This window comes from Veillonella parvula, from assembly GCF_002005185.1.
GTDB classification, from domain to species: Bacteria; Bacillota; Negativicutes; order Veillonellales; family Veillonellaceae; genus Veillonella; species Veillonella parvula_M.
In genome coordinates, this window is record NZ_CP019721.1 from 228,166 (window position 1) to 246,722 (window position 18,557).

The window sequence follows — 18,557 nt, forward strand, 5'->3', positions numbered from 1 at the left end:
AATCATCATATTATACCATAATCAAGGACTATTTTGCACCCTTAATGAGTCTCAATTTCTTAGTCTTCGTCATCCGTTTAATAGCATATTCCCTACGTTGTGCTTCTTGTTTTTGGTGAAAGCTTTCAGCATATACCAAGGTCACAGGACGACGTCCTCGCGTATACTTTGCACCGCCTGAGATATGTCCATTATGAGCATCTATTCGACGTTTAAGATCTGTAGTCCATCCACAATACAAAGAATCATCTGCACAACGCACCAAGTACACATAGTGCCGTTCTTCAGACTTAGCATCCTTATTTGACATTTTTCGCATCATCAGTGATTGGTTCCAATGTGATAGAATTGATAATTACAGGTTCAACTGGTTTATCATTGCGACCGGTTTTAACCTTGCCAATTTTTTCAACTACATCCATACCTTGTACTACAGTACCGAAGATGGTGTGTTTATTATCTAACCAATCCGTAGGTCCCAAGGTAATGAAAAATTGAGAACCTCCTGTATTAGGGCCACGGTTTGCCATGGCAAGAACGCCCATTTTATTGAAATGTAAATCATTGGAGAATTCATCAGGAATTGTATAGCCCGGTCCACCGGCACCTGTGCCATCAGGATCTCCACCTTGAATCATAAAGCCTTCGATAACGCGGTGAAATGTTACACCATTATAGAAGCCTTTTTTCACGAGATAATCAAAATTTTTGACCGTAATCGGCGCTTTAGACCCTAACAAACGAACCTTAAATTGACCATAGTTTGTATCAAAAATAGCATATTCATCTGCAATTGGCGCATTCGTAAAATTAGGCATCGCCACAGTTTCTGCTTTCACAGTATTACCTTGTGGTTGCTCCCCAGTTTTGGTACTACATGCTGTTGTACCAAGTACTGTAATCCCCAACATTGCGCATAAAGCCAAGCGTTTCCAGTTCATATGTCCCCCAAAATACTAATATTATATTTAACTAAATGTAGATTTAAAATTTACATAGAAAAACCGCTCAACCCATGAGCGGCTCTTTTTTAGTATATCATATTATGGCGCTATTGAGATTAAAAATATAAAAAAATAATATAACAACAAAAAACAGAGCTTCAAAGGAGCTCTGTTTTTGTAGGCCTCAACTAATCACTTAGTTAATTCGATTATTTAGAGTCAAATTGGTCTGGAGTTGTATTGTTATAAGACTCAATATAATTATTGAAATTCTCAATCATGTCGTTAAGGTTGTTTTCATTTGCATCGTTAAGTACTTGACGAACAGAACCAACTACAGAGTTATAAGAGTTAACAAGCACTTCTCCACGATCATTATTTATGCTCTTAAGCAATGTTTGAATTTCATTAAGTTCTTTTTCTACAGCTTGTTTATCTGCATTTTTAGGAGCTTTTTCTACATTTTCTACAAGAGTAGTCAAGCGAAGCGTAGATTCCATTGCTGCTGCATAGCCTTTTTTACCGTCTTTTTTCAATTTTTCGATTTGTTTCTTAGTTTGTTCGGTGTTAGCTTTGTTAAGAGCATCATTGAACTTCGCATAAGCTGCATCAAATTTTTCTACTTGTGCTACATATTTAGCTGCTAGTTCTTTACCTTTAGCACCACCATCGTTCATGTAGGCTTTAGAATCATCATAAGCTTTCAAATCTTTGAATGTTGGTACTAATTCATTAAGAACATTTAATACATTATCGCGTTCTGTATCAACTTCTTTGAACGTAGAACCCTCTTTTTTAGATTGTTCCAAAGCTTCTTTTAAAGTATCATAGTGAGGTTGACGGCCAATAGCACCTTCTTGGAAACCACCCTTTAATTTAGCCAAACTGTCTGCATAGTTTTGACCCCAAGTAGCATTGTCACCATTGAAGCGATTTGTTGCATCAATAAGTGTATTAAGCTTAGCAGCTGCTTTCTCATCGCTACCGCCATCAACTACGGAGGATACTACGGAGCCAATGCCACCCGCTTTATCACTGCCGCAACCAGAAACAAATAAACCAGCTGTCAATGCTGCTACACAAAGTAAAGTTGAAAATAATCTGCGTTTATTGTTCATATCTTCTCTTCTCCTTTTAACACATGAATATTGAACTAAGCGCATTATACTAACTATACTACACCAATTCTGTAGCCACAGCTACAAAAACAAATCTTCATATAAGCTTCACCTAGTTTAGAGGAATTATCAATAATTAATCGATCCATTTAAAATGCTTACACGCATTATAAATACCATCTTTATCACAGTCTGTAGTAATATAATCAGCCTTTGCCTTTAATTCAGGGCGCGCATTACCCATAGCAATATTTAGCCACTCAGGCCTAAACATAGACAAATCATTATACCCATCACCAAATACAACAGCCTGATTTGGCTTCATTCCAAAGTGTTCAAGCATATTACGAATACCCAACGCCTTTTCCATAGGCTCATATAGAACACAGCCATCACCATAACGAATGAGCTTATGTGTCATATGCTCGATATCCTTCTCCTCTTCCTCTCCTTCCTTGAAAAACACATATATCTTATAAAATTCTTCAACACTATGAAAGTCAAAATTAGGGTCTACAGTTGTTTTAAATACATCCCAATTTGGATGCCACTCTAAAATTTCCTTATACGGCGTAATACGACCGAGTTTATTACGGTCAGTTACGGCCCAAGGAATATTATGTGATTCTAAATACTCTAAATATTTAATACATGCATCACGATCCATACCTATCATGGATACCAATTCATTATTAACAGTGATACTGTGACCACCATCTGCTACGAAATCAGTAAGGCCTGCTTGCTCTGCGAAACGCTTAGCATCCACTTGAATACGACCAGTTGCTAAGGCTACACGGTGACCACGACGCTTTAACTCATCTAAACTGTATTGAGCACTTTCAGGGATTTTACCTTCAGGCCATACAGCTAAGGTATTATCGATATCAAAAAAGAAAAACTTCTGCTCCACAGGCCCTCCTAATCACGTCCACTCATTAACTTAAATCGTTCTTTTTGCACTACATCTGGATATTTTTCACAATCCACATCGCTCACAAACATTTCTAAGGGACGTACATACATATCGCGCTCATCATACAGTTTCTGATATACTACAAACTTTTCACCCGTCTCAGAGTGAGTCGCTACATCTAGCACATAATAATACATGCCTTTAAAATGACGATATAAGCCACCCTTTACAATTTCTTGCATTTATAACCTCATCACATAACATACACAAATAGTTACAAACCATATTAATCAAGAGATTCCATATATTGAATAGCTTTAGTCAACATATCTGCTGTAATTTTATATGGAGATACATCAATATCATGAACAGATGTAGCCTTTTCAACAATTTGAGGAATATGCGATGCAGTAAGATCTAATTGTGAAAGTTTAGTAGGCCAACCTAATTCGCGATATACTGGCAACCACCGTTGTAACTCATCCATTTGTTGGTCAACGGTTAACAAAATAAGTAAGCCATAAGCTACTATTTCACCATGCAAATGATTTTCTTCTGTTTCTTTATTAGTAACACAGCCATAACATACAGCATGAGCCATGTTGCTATTATATGCCATAGGAACACAACCTGATACAACACCGGTAGTAAAGATAACAGTCATAGCAATGGTATCAAAGGCATCACTACGTTTATTAGCTTGACTATCTTTATAGGCTTGTATACCATGTGCTAAAATTGGTTCACTACACATAGAAGCTAGAGTAAGGCCTAACTGAGTATTATAGTCTTGCTCGCGATTGCGAGCAGAAAGATGAGTTTCATAGTGTTTTGCAATAGTATCTCCCATTCCTGCCCACAAGTAACGGCTTGGTGCTTCTACGAGAATATCAGCATCAATAAAGCAGTGCACAGGAGGATGATTTACAAAAGCTACGTCATCAAAAGTATGATCTGCCGTGTATACAGCTGCCACTTCTGACGTTGCCGCACAAGTAGATGCAATGGTTGGAATTGTAAAGAATGGTTTATCATCTAACTCTATAGCTACTACTTTTACTGTATCCATGGCCTTACCACCACCAACAGCAAACAAAAAGTCCGCATCTTTTACAGATGCCATTTGTGCAATTTCCTTGCCTCGAGCAAAAGTACACTCTCCACCAAAGTGGATAATATCTAGCACCTTAATCCCCGCTTTATCAAGCACGGGACGAATGTGTGGCAAAGCTTTAGAAAGAGCTGTTTCGCCACCGATGATAGCTACAGACTTGCCATATAATTTTGTAAACTTTGGAATAGCGTCAAATACATCATGACCTCCAAAACTATAACTAGGTAAACAATGAGTACTACGCATAAAATTTCCTTCCTTCTTTTATCATTTATATCCTTATTTATCCTTATTATAGAAACTTCTACACACAAAATCAATTTTATATGACAACAATCAAAACATAAAAAGGCTCTATACTCTCACAAAATGAAAGCATAGAGCCTTTATCTTTATTACTTATTATCGGAAGCAAGACCTTTATGGATAAGGCCTACAACGAAGCCTAATACCGCAAAGCTCACCCATCCCATACCAGCACTTTGGAATGGAATATATTGAGCAAAGAGCTGTTCCAAAGCTGTAGGTGCAATACCTGCAGTTTCAAGACCAGTCATGAGGGCAGAGATCATTGTGAAAGCCATAGTCCATGCATATACGCAACGACGACCACCAAACACATTATGAAGAAGTGCCAACAAAATGATTACGATAGTCAACGGATACAAGAGCATCAACACAGGGATTGCTGCACTGATGATTGTTTTCAAGCCAAACATACTGAGGACAAACGCCGCTAGAGAGAAAATTACTACATATAATTTGTAGCTAATCTTTGGTGTCAGCTTGTGGAAATACGTACCGCAAGAAGTGATAAGGCCAATACTTGTAGACAAGCAAGCTAGCAGAACGATGATAGCCAAGATGATTTGACCGAACTCACCAAACAAATAGTTAGCACTTACGGACAATACAGGAGCCCCTGTCTCGAACAAACCAAAGCGTTCAACACTTGTAGCACCGATATTAGCGATAAATACATACACGATACCAAGAAGGCCTACCGCAATTGCACCTACCTCCATTACTGTTTTTGTAATCACAGCACGAGATGTAGCACCACTGAGGCGTACAAAATCGATTACAAGAATAGCAAATACTACGGAAGCTAAGGCATCCATTGTATTGTAGCCATCTAAGAAGCCTTGTAACACAGCCGTTGGTGCATCACCATATGCCGGTTGTGGTACCGCATACCCACCAAGTGGAGTAATAAAGGATTTAACAATCAACAACAAAATTACAAGTAGTAAAGCTGGTGTCAAAATATTACCGATACGGTTAACAAGTTTTTGCGGACTAATAGATAACCACAAAGAAATACCAAAGAATAATGCCAAGAAAATTGGTTCCATATTCATATTCATGCTTAAACCTTCAGCAAAAGGTTTAATTGCGATTTCATAAGCTACAGTACCAGTACGCGGCGTCGCAAACATTGGACCAATACTCAAGTATAAAGAAATTGTGTACAACAAGCCATAAATCGGATGCACACGACTTGCAAGTTCTTCAACATCTTTACAGGAAGAGTAACCCATAGCTGCAACCCCTAAGAGTGGAAGTCCTACACCAGTTAATACGAAACCGAGCAATGCCCAACCGACATTATCACCAGCTTGTTGACCTAAGGCCGCTGGGAAGATCAAGTTCCCTGCCCCAAAGAATAGAGCAAATAACATCATGCCTATAGCCAGATAAGCACGGGTCGACAGATTATCGTTACCATTCATAAATGTAACCCCCTTTAGGTTATATAAAAATAATATTACTATTATAATCTAAAGGGGCTTGGGTATACAAGAAAAATATCCTCACTATTCTATATCCGTATAGAGTTATTCCCATAAGTAACAGACTTTAACTTTTACTTATAGAAATAAGTAGATAAATTCCTATTTTACAGTAATCATTACAGACTATTAATTGGTCATTCACTACAAAAGATTTCTTATATGAACTTGTACATCATAAAAGGTGCTCCCCCATCCCTGATCGGTAGGACGAGCTGCGGTAAGCGCATTGATTGCCACGTGAGGATCACTCGATTGAGATTGCCACCATACACCTAGTGTTACCAATGTCCCTCTCTGTACTTCATCGTCGTAGTATGCTTTAATTTTTACACTGCCACGATCGTTATAGATTTCTACCTCAGCACCATCGTTTATGTTATACATTTTTGCATCTTCTGGATGGATGCGAAGTTTCATCAACTCAGGATCATTAAAGTCTAATTCGCAGAAGCTAGAGTCCAAAATTCGAATATCATTACCATTTATAAGCCAAAACGGTGCATTATCACCATATGGAGGCATATACCGAATTAATGGTTCTACATCCTGCGGATTATATAATTCAATTTTTCCAGACGGTGTTTTGAAATCCATCTTATAACTCTCAGGTACCGTCATCTCCACAGGCTCACCATTTAAAATCAACTCTTGGTCCCTCTTGGATATACGACTCGAAGTCCGCACAATTTGTTCAATAAGATCTTTTTCACTAAGGTCAAAAAAATCATCCTCCAACCCCATGCGTTTTGCTAACTCGGCGATAACTTGCCAGTTGGAACGAGATTCACCAATTGGCTCAATCAATTTGTAACCCGTCCCAATTGTGTAATGACCATAAGAATTATAAATATCATCATGCTCCACAGATGTTGTGGCTGGTAAAATAATATCAGCATACTTACAAGTATCCGTAAAGAAACGCTCATGTACCACAGTGAATAAGTCATCGCGCATCAACCCTCTACGTACAACATTCTGGTCAGGAGCTGTGATAGCCGGATTTGAAGAGAAGATATATAAACTATGAACTTTAGTTCCTTCAGGGTTTATAAGCATTTCACCCAGTTTAATCATAGGCATCAATCGTTTAGCTGGCGCATGAACATGAGCCTGTTGCATCACATCTTTGCCAATAAATTTACTACCACTAGCACTCGACAACAATCCACCCCCAGGATATTGCCATGCTCCAACCACAGCAGGCAAGGCATTAATAGCACGGCATGTCATAGCACCATTGCCATATCGAGATAGTCCACTGCCGAGACGAATAAACGGCGCTTTTGACTTTGCATAAGCATGAGCAAACTCAGTCATCCGCTCCACAGAAACACCGCAAATTTCAGCCGCTTTTCCCGGCGTAAAGTCAAGCAACACCTCTTTTACCAACTCATCGTAGCCTTGGACATGCTTCTTAATAAAATCTATATCTGCCAAGCCATCACGATGAATGATATGGAGCATCCCTAAAGCTAGTGCCCCATCACTTCCTGGTTTAACGTAAATATGTTCATGAGCTTGGCTAAAAGTATAAGTTTTATGAGTGTCGATAATCCAAACGCGAGCCCCCTTCTTTTTCGCAATGTTCACATCGTGTAAAATATGAACATCTGTAGCTGTCGCATTTATCCCCCACAAGACGATACAGTCGCTATGTTGCGCCTCTTGTGGTTTAATACCTAATGTTTCACCATAAACGGACCGGAACCCCGCTTGTTTAGCAGGAGAGCAAATACCTCGATCTTGGTCTGTAGCACCAATACGGCGAAAAAAATAATCTGCTGCAGGACTCTGAATAACCCCCATTGTTCCTGCATAAGAGTAACGCAAAATACTTTCACTGCCATAAGTATCAATAGTTTCTTTGAAATTATTGACAATTGCATCAAGGGCTTCATCCCAACTAATACGAGTGTACTGAGCTTCACCAATTCCCTTTTTACCGACACGCTTCATAGGGTACTTCAAGCGCAACGGAGAATGGATTACTTTTTCATAATGTGCCATCTTAGGGCATAGTGTACCTCTTGTGAAAGCATGTGCTCTATCCCCTCGAACAGATATTACTTTATTATTATCGACTGATACAATGAGTCCGCATGCATCAGGACAATCGTAAGGGCATACAGATTTATATTCTTTCATGATAAGCACCTCGCTTATAAATTGTATAAACTATAGGATGTATATTTATATTATATTATAGTATGACTCGTATAAGTATAACCTTTTGCACATATTCTGAATTAAAAAGGTTTTAGAAATGATTATTTTATGTATATCAATGCATTCAATTATCACATTACATTTATGACCTCATCATTTATTTTGATATATGTAGTTAAACATTTCAAGTTTTATCGATATCTATCCATTATCATTCTTGTCCAATGCCTAAACAGATATACTAATAAGTTCTATAAAAATACCAAAATTCTTCAAAAAAATCATGTAATCATTACTAAAAGTCATAACCATATAGTTTTAGGTATAATCAGACATTTTAATAGTGTCGTATAGATTATGTGACAAAAATCACCGGTACGTATGCGTATTTAGTAATGTCGTTCAGACTGTAAGACTATTCAATCTCACTTGTTTCTGTGCTATACTGACAGTGTCATTTGAGAGGATATAGAACTCACAAGAAATCATTTTGAATTCATGGTTATCTAATGTGAAGTAGCTATATCAGGTACATATTTTCTGAAAAGAGGTTTTAACGATGGCAGACGCAAAAAACACTGTGTTATTCCCTTATGAAACACTAAAAAAATTGAGCATGGACGCTTTCCAAAAATTTGGTTTCTCCGAAAAAGAAGCTGACATCATCCAAGACGTACTTTTGACTTCTGACTTATTCGGTATTCAAAGCCATGGTATGCAACGTATGGTTCGTTACCATAAAGGTATCACTAATGGCTTGATTAAAATCGATGCTAAACCTGAAATCGTAAAAGAAACTCCAATTTCTGCAGTTATCGACGGTCATGACGGCATGGGTCAATTATTGGGTCATAAAGCTATGGAAATGGCTATCGAAAAAGCTAAAAAATCCGGTGTTGGTATCGTATCTGTACGTAACTCCAACCACTACGGTATCGCTGGTTACTATGCTAAAATGGCATCCGACCAAGGCTTAATCGGTTTCTCTTGTACAAACTCCGAAGCAATCATGGTTCCTACATATGCTCGTAAAGCTATGCTTGGTTCTAACCCTATCGCTTGGACTGTACCAGCTGATCCAGTTGACTTCTTCTTCGATTGCTCCACTACAGTAGTAACTCGTGGTAAACTTGAAATGTACAACAAAATGGGCAAAGCTACTCCAGATGGCTGGGCTGTTAATAAAGACGGCGTTCCTTCCACTGATGCAGCTGAAGTATTGGGCAACATCTCCCGTCATGAAGGTGGCGGTATCCTTCCTTTAGGTGGTGCTACAGAAGTTCTTGGCGGTCACAAAGGTTATGGTAACGGCATGATTGCTGAGTTGTTCTCCTCTATCTTGTCCCAAGGTGGTACTTCCAACAAATGTATGGTTGGTGGTAAATCCAACATCTGTCATGGCTTCATGGCTATCAACCCTGAATTCTTCGGTGACCCTGCGGAAATCAAAAAACACTTCTCCCAATTCTTACAAGAATTACGTGAAGCACCTAAAGCTCAAGGTCAAGATCGTATCTATACTCATGGCGAAAAAGAACATGAATCCGTTGAAAAAGTTAAAGCTGAAGGCATCCCTGTACTTAACGGTACAATGCTTGAAGTTCAAGACCTTTGCAATGAATTAGGTCTAGACTTCAAATCCTACTTCGGCGATTATGTACCAGAAGCTCCTGCTACAATGTTCAAAGGTAACTACTAATACCTAAACTTAGTAATGGCCCTAACAAGGACTTGTAGTTAGTACAGAAGGGGACATAAACACTGTTTATGTCCCCTCTCTTATGTTTTTAACCTCATAGGCTATGAGGTTAAAAAATTTTATGTACTATATCAATTTTTATGATAAGTATATCTGTTATTTTATTGTAAGCTTTTATTTTAACTGAACTTTTACAAATTAACATCATAGCGATTTATTCATCAATTAAATTGATTAAACTACGTCGTCCTGTTGAGCATATATTTTTGTTTTACTTGAAAGGATGATCTTAGAAATGAGTGCTATCACCGTTCTATTAGCGCTATCTCCAATCATTTGGTTGATTGTAGCGTTATCCATCTTGAAATTACCTGCATGGCAAGCAACAAGTGTTGCTGCGATTGGTTCTTTCATTATCGCTATTACAGCATTCCAAGCTGACCCATTTATTATGGTCACTGGTGCCCTTGAAGGTGCCGCATTGGCAATCTGGCCAATCCTATTAGTTATTACAGCTGCTATCTTCGTTTATAACTTGGTAGTACATACGAAAGCAATGGAAACTATTAAAACCATGCTTTCTTCTGTAACATCTGATACTCGTGTACTTGCATTACTACTTGCATGGGGCTTTGGTGCCTTCATGGAAGGTATGGCTGGCTTCGGTACTGCCGTTGCAATTCCTGCAGCTATGATGGTTGCCGTAGGTTTTGACCCACTTAAATCTATCATCGCATGTCTCGTTGCAAACTCCGTACCAACAACATTTGGTTCTATCGGGATTCCAACAACTACATTGGCATCCTTAACAAACCTTGATCCAAGCCATTTAGGTACATTCATTTCCGTACAATTGTTCTTGCTTAACCTTATCGCTCCATTCTTTGTTGTTATGATTATTGGTGGCGGTATTAAAGCGTTAAAAGGCGTATTCCTTGTAACATTGCTTTCTGGTTTAGCATTAGCAGTTCCTGAAACTGTAATCAACGCTGTAATGGGTCCAGAATTATCCGTAATTTCTGCATCCATCGTTATCATGGCAGTTATCATTGGTTGTGCAAAAATCATGCCTCCTAATGATCCTAAATACGCAGTTAAACAAACTGGCGAAGTCCCTAAAGTTTCTGGTGGCGAAGGCCTTGTAGCTGCAATGCCATTCATCTTAATCTTCGTATTATTGTTATTAACTTCTAAATTGTTCCCTGCAATTAATGGTCCTCTTGCGTCCATTAAAACATCTGTACCTATTTATCAAGGTGCTGGTGCAAAACCTTACACATTCGTATGGATTGCAACTCCTGGTATTATGATTTTTATCGCTGGTATTGTTGGTGGTTTCATCCAAAAAGCAAAAGCTGGCGAAATCTTCGGTACATTGGGTAGCACAGTTAAAAACTTGAAATTCACATACCTTACAATCATCACAGTTGTTATGACAGCTAAATTGATGACTTACTCTGGTATGACTGCAGACATTGCAAAAGCAATGGTTGCTGGTACAGGTACATTGTATCCTCTATTCGCTCCTATCGTGGGTGCGTTGGGTGCATTCTTAACTGGTTCTGGTACAAACTCCAACGTATTGTTTGGTCCACTTCAAATCGCTGCAGCTCAAGGTTTAGATCCTACAAACTTCGAAGACCTTGGCTTCTGGTTGGCAGCAGTTAACTCCGGTGCAGCTGGTATCGGCAAAATGTTGTCCCCACAATCCATCGCGATTTCTATTGGTGCCGTAGGACCTGCTTTAAAAGCATACCTAGAAAACCACAAAGAAATCAGCTCTGAAGAAGCTCATAAACTAGAACATGAAATCGAAGCAAGTGTTATCATGAACAGTGCATTCAAATACTTTATTGTATTCATCGTAATGCATGGTTGTATATCCTTCTTCGGTCAACATTTCATTCATGAAATTCATCATTTCTTCTTCTAAGAATTAGTGAAACAAAAAAGAACAGCTCATTACGAGCTGTTCTTTTTTGTCTGTATTAAGATACTACATTTTTATTCTTACTAATTATAATTAGAAATACTTGCGCTCAACTTCCCATTTTGTGAAGTTGCCACTTGCTGCATCGATTTCAAAGTCATATTCGTAACCATTGTATCGAATTTCACCTTCGTATTCTAATCGACCATGATCATAGTCATGACCAAATTCAGTTACATTAGCTTGTGTTGCTCCTGGTACGCGTGCCAATGCATGATTTAACGCCTCTTGCTCACCAATGCCTTGAGCAGACGCAAATGTTGTCAATCCAACAGCAGCTACAGCAGCCAATACCAAGGCTTTCATAAACTTTTTCATAATAACCTCCTATATACGATAAATTATATTGATTTTTTTAGATTTACTCTATACATTTATTCTAATCTATAAATCGAAATACATCAAACTTAAACTTTTGATATACAACCACCTCTCAAACACTATGCACTACGTTATTATTTATATACTCACAAAAATATTTTATATATAAATACAAAAATTTAATCTAAGTAAAATAGTATATAAAGGCGAGAAGTATATATGGACTAGAATAGAAAAAGCTTTTACATATAAATCTATAGAATAATTCATCAAATTATGTTAAAATACTTCTCATTATAAGGCAAAATTAAATGCAGTCTGCGAAGTGCGATTCGCAGACTTTTATTTTTCCCATTTTAAGATAGGAGGGTTTTATGAATCAAGAAAATTCTGTTAAGGTTTCTTTTATCTTGGTAGTATTCCTTGGCATGTTAACAGCCATAACACCGCTCGCAACAGATCTTTATTTACCAGCATTACCAATTATGCCTGGGGAGCTGAATACAACCGCCTCTAATATTCAAATGACCATAGGCATCATGACCTTTGGTGTCGCACTAGGTCAACTATTTGGTGGCCCCATTAGTGATACAATGGGGCGTAAACTGCCTCTTATCGTTGGTAATTTGCTGTGTGTCATCTCTGGTATCATCTGTGCCTACGCACCTAGTATTGAAATACTGTTACTAGGTCGATTTTTACAAGGCTTAACAGGATCTATTGGTGTTGTTATCGCGAAGGCTATCGCTCGAGATTTTTCATCTGGTCAGGAATTAACCAAACTCTTTGCATTGCTTATGATGGTTAATGGACTAGCACCAGTACTTGCTCCATTAGTAGGTGGCCAGTTACTACTCTTTACTACATGGCGCGTTATTTTTATTATCCTTGCTGTATTCTCAGCCATTCTATTAGTAGGTTCTCTTCTCTTCCGTGAAAGTTTACCCAAAGAAAAACGTATTGCAGGTGGTATCACTACATCTGTAAAAAATTATCTTACGCTGATGAAAGATAAACCATTCCTTGGACAAACCTTAATCCAATTCTTTGCCTTTGGTGCATTCTTCTCATATATCTCAGGCTCATCCTTTGTATACCAAAATATCTTTCAACTATCCGCCCAAGAATTCAGCTATCTCTTTGGTATTAATAGCTGTGGCATTATTTTAGCTAGTGCCATCAGCGGCCGAGTAAGTAATGTTGTAACAAGCCGTCAATTACTTACATTCAGCCTATGGCAACTTACAATCGGTTCTTTACTATTCTTAGTAGCTATGATTCTAGAATTATCCCTTATTCCCGTAACAATTATTCTATTCTTTACCGTATGTACAGTATCCCTATTCGGCTCCGCCTCATTCTCTATGGCTATGACTAAATATGGGAAAATGGCTGGTAGTGCTTCTGCTCTTCTAGGCTTTGCCAGCATGTTCTCTGCAGGGATTGTGTCTCCACTTGTTGGTATTGGTGGGGAATATACGGGTATTCCCATGGGGATTACAATGCTAGTATGTGCAGCGCTTTCCTTATTGTGCCTATATAGTTTGGTAGAGAAAGAATAATCTCTTTTAAGCATTTGTGTGAGTCCTACAATGGGGCCCCGTTACAACAGCATATTTTAGTATATAAATAAGATACCCCTTTCCTTGCTCAGTACGGCGCTACGCTTCGTAAAATCGCTTTGGAAAGGGGTATCTTATTTATATTAACACTACCTGTAGAGCCGCCCCATTGTGGGGCTGTATAACTTATGTCTAAAATAGATTAATTCCTGTTCCCTACAAACACCATAAGCACAATAAAAGAAATCACCTGTCCAACTGGTTGTAGACGAAAGGAGATGTGGCATAGCCACATCTCCTCTCCCATCTCCGTTAGGTGTATTGCTAATTTTTTATAAATAATGTAATAACAAACTCGATGGAGCTATTAGGTATATAGTAGATTGGATTATTTACATTTTATAATGGGACATCTTCATAGTGAATGTATATAGAAAAGAATACAGCCCTCTCTGCAGCGATTTTACGGAACATAGTGACGTACTGAGCCAAGAGAGGGCTGTATTTTTTCTATACTAATGATATGCAGTTATATCCGGGCCCCATTATAAAATGAAAGCGCCTTATCGCTTATTTACAATAGCTCCATCGAGTTACACAACTATTATTTGGGCTAAAATTAGCAATACACTAACTACTTACTCGAACATTGTCGATAGTAATAGTTTCAATCGGTTTGCTTGGTTAACCGCACTGGATCCTGGATCGTAGTCGATAGCTGCAATTCGCACGTCTGGGTATGCAGCGGATAGTGTTTTCACCATGCCTTTACCTGTTACGTGGTTTGGTAAACAGCCGAATGGTTGTAAGCATACGATTTGTTTAGCCCCTTTTTCGATAAGGTCAATCATATCTCCTGTGAGGAACCAGCCTTCACCACATTGGTTACCAAGTCCGATGAATTGAGCTGCTTCTTTTGCTACTTCTGTCATACGTTGTAGCGGGTCAAAGTGTTTTGACGCTGCTACGGCTTTTGCATATGGTAAGCGGTAGAGCTCAAGGGCTTCACGAGCCAATGTACCGAAGAAGCCAGATAGCCATGTACCATCAAGGTGCTTAGCACGGTATGTGCTATCCATTGCACAATACAAGAAGAAATCTAGCAAGCCAGATGTAACGACTTCGCCGCCTTCCTTTTCAATGAGTTCATTAATATGGTTGTTAGCACTTGGGTGGAATTTAACGTAAATTTCCCCTACGACGCCAACACGAGGTTTCTGTACATCCTTGTTGACTGGCAAGTTATCAAAGTCATGAATGATTTCTTTAATATACTTGTTGTATTGACGAAGGCTTGCAGATGTAATGTTTTCACGGATCTTTTTAAGCCAGTAATCACATAATGCATCGGTAGAACCAGGGTTCTTTTCGTATGGGCGTGTAGCCAATACGCATTGCATGATAGCGTCCCCGTATACTACGGCTTGAATCATGCGATGTAAGAAGCCTTTTGTCAATTTGAAGCCCGGTTGACGTTCCATATCGCTCGCATTGAGGGATAGGATTGGCACTTGTTTCATACCAGCATCAATCAATGCTTTACGTAAGTAACCGATGTAGTTTGTAGCACGACAACCACCACCAGTTTGAGAGATGATAACAGCCGTCTTATCTACATCATATTTACCGGATAACAGTGCGGACATGAGCTGCCCTACAACGATAATCGCTGGGTAACATGCATCGTTATTAATGTATTTTAAACCCACTTCGATATCGTCACGCGTAGGCGCTGGCAACATTTCAAAGTCATATCCTTCATTTTTGAGTACTGGCTCTAAAAGGCTAAAATGCAATGGTGACATTTGTGGCACCAAAATTTTATAAGTCTTACGCATTTCTTCTGTGAAGACAACGCGATTGTAATCGTAAGTTGGTAATTTCTCTACCACTACCTCTTCCGGCGCCTCAGGATTATGATGACGACGCAAGCTACGTTCCATTACAGATTGCAAGGAACGCAAACGGATTGTCACGGCTCCAAGGTTTGTACCTTCATCGATTTTGAGCAAGGTATGGATTTTGTGATTTGCTGAAAGTATATCTTTTACCTGATCTGCTACGATAGAATCAAGGCCACAACCAAAGGAGTTAAGCTCTACAATTTGGAATCCTTCAGTTCTACTTACAAATTCAGCGGCACGATATAGGCGACTATGGTAGGACCATTGGTCTACAACACGTAAATGCTTGATTTCATTGCCTAATGGTGCAACGCCATCTTCTGTAAGAACAGCCATACCAAGAGATGTGATAAGTTCAGGAATACCGTGGTTAATACCGGAGTCCAAATGATATGGACGACCAGCCAATACGATTGTCGGAATTTGTTCTGCCACGAGCCGAGACACAGTTTTCTTTGTCGTTTCACGGTAAGACGCTTTACAGTTTTCCTGCTCTTCCCAAGCAAGGTCTACAGCCTTAGCAATATCCTTCTTCTTTAAGTTTAAAAAATCCAATGCTTTCACAAGAGCCGGAACAAGGGATTTTTTATCAGCTAACGGCAAGAATGGTGCGTGGAATGGAGTATCGCCCAATACCTCTTGCATATTATTTTTGATAAGTTCTGGATAGGAAATAACCATTGGACAATGGTAATTATTGTCGCGACTAAATTCCTTAGGGCCATGTTGAATACAAGGGTACCAAATAAAGTCTACCTGTGCATTCGCTAAATCTCGAATATGACCATGTACAGCTTTTGCAGGATAGCAAGCTGTATCGGATGGAATTGTATCGATAGCCTTATTGTATTGATCCTTAGTCGTATAATCTGAAAGGATTACTTCATAACCCAAGCTATTGAAGAATGTGAACCAGAATGGAAAATCCTCATACATGTTGAGAACGCGAGGAATACCTACGCGCATTTTACCTTCAAACTCGGGAATATTTTTCTTCAAGTAGTAATCAAAGTAACGACGTAATTTTACATCTACCAAGTTAGGAACTGGCTTACGTTTCTCTTGAATCATATCGCCAGCACCACGGTCACAACGGTTGCCCGTTACGTATGTACGACCATCGGAGAAAGCGTTAATAGTAAGCATGCAGTTATTTGGGCAAAGGCCACAATTGCGCATTGTCGTAGATACTTGTAACGAATTAAGACCTTCACTATCTAGCAATGTGCTTTCACCCTTTTGTAACTCTTCCGCCGTTTCTGCTGCAAGAAGAGCCATACCGTATGCACCCATCAACCCAGATACGTCAGGGCGAATCACCTCTACGCCCATCAATTTCTCAAAGGCACGCAAAACGGATTCATTATAGAACGTACCACCTTGTACAACGATATGATCGCCTAATTCTTTAGGATCTTTCACCTTAAGAACCTTATAAAGGGCATTTTTAATTACAGAATAAGCAAGACCTGCTGCGATATCTTGTACCGTAGCACCTTCTTTTTGAGCCTGCTTAACCTTAGAGTTCATAAATACGGTACAACGAGAGCCTAAGTCGATTGGCATAGGCGCCAATAACCCTTCTTTTGCGAATTGATCGATTGGAATTCGTAGACCGGATGCAAATGTATCAATAAAAGAGCCGCAACCAGAGGAGCAAGCTTCGTTCAACACGATATCTTCGATATACCCATCACGAACCTTACAGCATTTCATATCTTGACCGCCAATATCCAAAATAAAGGACACATCAGGGCAGAAGAATCGGGCCGCACGATAGTGAGCCATCGTTTCTACTTCACCAATATCGATGCCGAGGGCGCGTTTAAGAAAGGCCTCACCGTAGCCAGTTACACCAGAGTGTGCAATATAAGCACCTTTAGGCAATAATGTATAAATTTGCTCAATAATTTCACGAGATTTTTCTAATGGTTTACCGTGGTTAGGACCATAGTGGGAGAAGATAATTTCCTTATTGCTATTAATGAGTACTACCTTTAGCGTAGTAGAACCAGCATCAATACCAAGATAGCAAGGACCTTGAGCATCCTCAATATTCGCCTTTGGCGTTACCGCCTTAGCGTGACGAGCACGAAATTCTTCTAATTCTTGTTCATTCTTAAATAGCGGATCGACACGGTCTGTAGCTTCCATAGGAATACCGATAAGTGCACCGATTTCCTTTGTCAATTGACCAACAGTGATCTCACGGCACCCATCTTTCATCAATGCCGCCCCTAAAGCAATGAACAACTCACCATTCTCAGGGATAATGCGATGCGCTTCATCCAACTCTAAAGTATCGCAGAAGCATTGGCGCAACTCGGATAAGAATGTCAATGGACCGCCAAGGAATGCTACATTACCTTCGATTTTATGTCCGCAGGCAAGGCCAGCAATCGTTTGGTTTACAATTGCTTGGAATACGGATTTTGCAATATTTTCATGAGATGCGCCTTGATTTAACAAAGCTTGTACATCTGTTTTAGCAAATACGCCACAACGTGCCGCAATTGGATAAATCGTATCAGCATTCATGGCTAATTGGTTAAGACCAGATGCATCTGTCTGCAATAAGGTCGCCATTTGGTCGATAAAAGCACCCGTACCACCAGCACAGGAACCATTCATGCGGTGTTCCGCAGTTTGACCTAAATATGTAACCTTCGCATCTTCACCACCAAGTTCGATGATAACGTCTGTCTCTGGATAGAGGGCTTTTACAGCTCGCGTTTCAGCAATCACCTCTTGTACGAATGGGATGCGCACCTTTTCGGCCATAGCCATCCCACCAGAACCAGTAATACATACATGAACAAGAGCGTCTTCATGACCTACTTGAGCCTCTTGTAGCAAGGTATATACTGTGTCCAATATGTTTGCATAATGGCGTATGTACTTTTTATACAAATAATTATCGTGTTCGTCCAATAATACAACTTTAACCGTTGTAGACCCCACGTCAATCCCCATGCGTAGCATGTGCTGCATAAATACCTCTCTTTTTAACGACTGTATGACCACCTA

13 protein-coding genes are annotated in these 18,557 nt (G+C 39.3%); 3 read left to right on the forward strand and 10 right to left on the reverse strand.

Annotated features, from left to right (window positions below):
• Positions 1-28 precede the first annotated feature (28 nt).
• From B1A77_RS01185 to B1A77_RS01220, 8 genes are all read right to left on the reverse strand, one after another.
• Entirely contained in the window at positions 29-310 is a 282-nt protein-coding gene (locus B1A77_RS01185) for a GIY-YIG nuclease family protein (RefSeq protein WP_077707652.1), read from the reverse strand.
• A complete protein-coding gene (locus tag B1A77_RS01190; protein ID WP_077707653.1) occupies positions 300-941 on the reverse strand; it encodes a peptidylprolyl isomerase in 642 nt (213 codons plus the stop codon). Before B1A77_RS01190 ends, B1A77_RS01185 begins: the two co-directional genes overlap by 11 nt.
• A gap of 212 nt (positions 942-1,153) precedes the next feature.
• Positions 1,154-2,062, reverse strand: coding sequence for a DUF3829 domain-containing protein (locus B1A77_RS01195; protein WP_021148566.1), 909 nt, complete (start codon positions 2,060-2,062; stop codon positions 1,154-1,156).
• Between the two features lie 136 nt (positions 2,063-2,198).
• Positions 2,199-2,975, reverse strand: coding sequence for an HAD family hydrolase (locus B1A77_RS01200; RefSeq protein ID WP_004695003.1), 777 nt, complete (start codon positions 2,973-2,975; stop codon positions 2,199-2,201).
• An 8-nt stretch (positions 2,976-2,983) separates the two neighbouring features.
• Positions 2,984-3,220: a DUF1653 domain-containing protein gene (locus B1A77_RS01205; protein ID WP_021148568.1), complete on the reverse strand. Its 237-nt coding sequence runs from the start codon at positions 3,218-3,220 to the stop codon at positions 2,984-2,986.
• 44 nt (positions 3,221-3,264) lie between these two features.
• Positions 3,265-4,338 carry an iron-containing alcohol dehydrogenase family protein gene (locus B1A77_RS01210; RefSeq protein ID WP_004694993.1) on the reverse strand — a complete coding sequence of 358 codons (1,074 nt, stop codon included), beginning with the start codon at positions 4,336-4,338 and terminating at the stop codon, positions 3,265-3,267.
• A 149-nt stretch (positions 4,339-4,487) separates the two neighbouring features.
• Positions 4,488-5,825, reverse strand: a complete 1,338-nt coding sequence (gene brnQ, locus B1A77_RS01215) for a branched-chain amino acid transport system II carrier protein (RefSeq protein ID WP_004694992.1) — start codon at positions 5,823-5,825, stop codon at positions 4,488-4,490.
• A 204-nt stretch (positions 5,826-6,029) separates the two neighbouring features.
• Complete coding sequence (locus B1A77_RS01220) at positions 6,030-8,033, reverse strand: molybdopterin-containing oxidoreductase family protein (RefSeq protein WP_077707654.1); 2,004 nt, start codon at positions 8,031-8,033, stop codon at positions 6,030-6,032.
• 580 nt (positions 8,034-8,613) lie between these two features.
• Between B1A77_RS01220 and B1A77_RS01225 the strand changes: the two genes are divergently transcribed.
• Together B1A77_RS01225 and B1A77_RS01230 are read left to right on the forward strand one after the other, a co-directional pair.
• Positions 8,614-9,753, forward strand: a complete 1,140-nt coding sequence (locus B1A77_RS01225) for an Ldh family oxidoreductase (RefSeq protein ID WP_004698291.1) — start codon at positions 8,614-8,616, stop codon at positions 9,751-9,753.
• Between the two features lie 295 nt (positions 9,754-10,048).
• Positions 10,049-11,686 carry an L-lactate permease gene (locus B1A77_RS01230; RefSeq protein WP_077707655.1) on the forward strand — a complete coding sequence of 546 codons (1,638 nt, stop codon included), beginning with the start codon at positions 10,049-10,051 and terminating at the stop codon, positions 11,684-11,686.
• A 90-nt stretch (positions 11,687-11,776) separates the two neighbouring features.
• Here the strand turns inward: B1A77_RS01230 and B1A77_RS01235 are convergent, their stop codons facing one another.
• On the reverse strand, positions 11,777-12,061 hold the full coding sequence (locus tag B1A77_RS01235) for a PepSY domain-containing protein (RefSeq protein WP_077707656.1): 285 nt from the start codon (positions 12,059-12,061) through the stop codon (positions 11,777-11,779).
• A 377-nt stretch (positions 12,062-12,438) separates the two neighbouring features.
• Between B1A77_RS01235 and B1A77_RS01240 the strand changes: the two genes are divergently transcribed.
• The gene (locus tag B1A77_RS01240; protein ID WP_077707657.1) at positions 12,439-13,626 is read left to right on the forward strand and encodes a multidrug effflux MFS transporter; all 1,188 of its coding nucleotides are present in this window, start codon (positions 12,439-12,441) and stop codon (positions 13,624-13,626) included.
• Positions 13,627-14,264: 638 nt separating this feature from the next.
• Here B1A77_RS01240 and B1A77_RS01245 read toward each other — a convergent pair.
• Positions 14,265-18,521 carry an acyl-CoA dehydratase activase-related protein gene (locus B1A77_RS01245; RefSeq protein WP_077707658.1) on the reverse strand — a complete coding sequence of 1,419 codons (4,257 nt, stop codon included), beginning with the start codon at positions 18,519-18,521 and terminating at the stop codon, positions 14,265-14,267.
• Positions 18,522-18,557 lie beyond the last annotated feature (36 nt).

What these genes read in the sequence shown, in the direction of transcription:
- B1A77_RS01185 (WP_077707652.1), bottom strand. Translation starts at nt 310, where the DNA reads ATGTCAAATAAGGATGCTAAGTCTGAAGAACGGCACTATGTGTACTTG.
- B1A77_RS01190 (WP_077707653.1), bottom strand. Translation starts at nt 941, where the DNA reads ATGAACTGGAAACGCTTGGCTTTATGCGCAATGTTGGGGATTACAGTA.
- B1A77_RS01195 (WP_021148566.1), bottom strand. Translation starts at nt 2,062, where the DNA reads ATGAACAATAAACGCAGATTATTTTCAACTTTACTTTGTGTAGCAGCA.
- B1A77_RS01205 (WP_021148568.1), bottom strand. Translation starts at nt 3,220, where the DNA reads ATGCAAGAAATTGTAAAGGGTGGCTTATATCGTCATTTTAAAGGCATG.
- B1A77_RS01210 (WP_004694993.1), bottom strand. Translation starts at nt 4,338, where the DNA reads ATGCGTAGTACTCATTGTTTACCTAGTTATAGTTTTGGAGGTCATGAT.
- brnQ (WP_004694992.1), bottom strand. Translation starts at nt 5,825, where the DNA reads ATGAATGGTAACGATAATCTGTCGACCCGTGCTTATCTGGCTATAGGC.
- B1A77_RS01220 (WP_077707654.1), bottom strand. Translation starts at nt 8,033, where the DNA reads ATGAAAGAATATAAATCTGTATGCCCTTACGATTGTCCTGATGCATGC.
- B1A77_RS01225 (WP_004698291.1), top strand. Translation starts at nt 8,614, where the DNA reads ATGGCAGACGCAAAAAACACTGTGTTATTCCCTTATGAAACACTAAAA.
- B1A77_RS01230 (WP_077707655.1), top strand. Translation starts at nt 10,049, where the DNA reads ATGAGTGCTATCACCGTTCTATTAGCGCTATCTCCAATCATTTGGTTG.
- B1A77_RS01235 (WP_077707656.1), bottom strand. Translation starts at nt 12,061, where the DNA reads ATGAAAAAGTTTATGAAAGCCTTGGTATTGGCTGCTGTAGCTGCTGTT.
- B1A77_RS01240 (WP_077707657.1), top strand. Translation starts at nt 12,439, where the DNA reads ATGAATCAAGAAAATTCTGTTAAGGTTTCTTTTATCTTGGTAGTATTC.
- B1A77_RS01245 (WP_077707658.1), bottom strand. Translation starts at nt 18,521, where the DNA reads ATGCAGCACATGCTACGCATGGGGATTGACGTGGGGTCTACAACGGTT.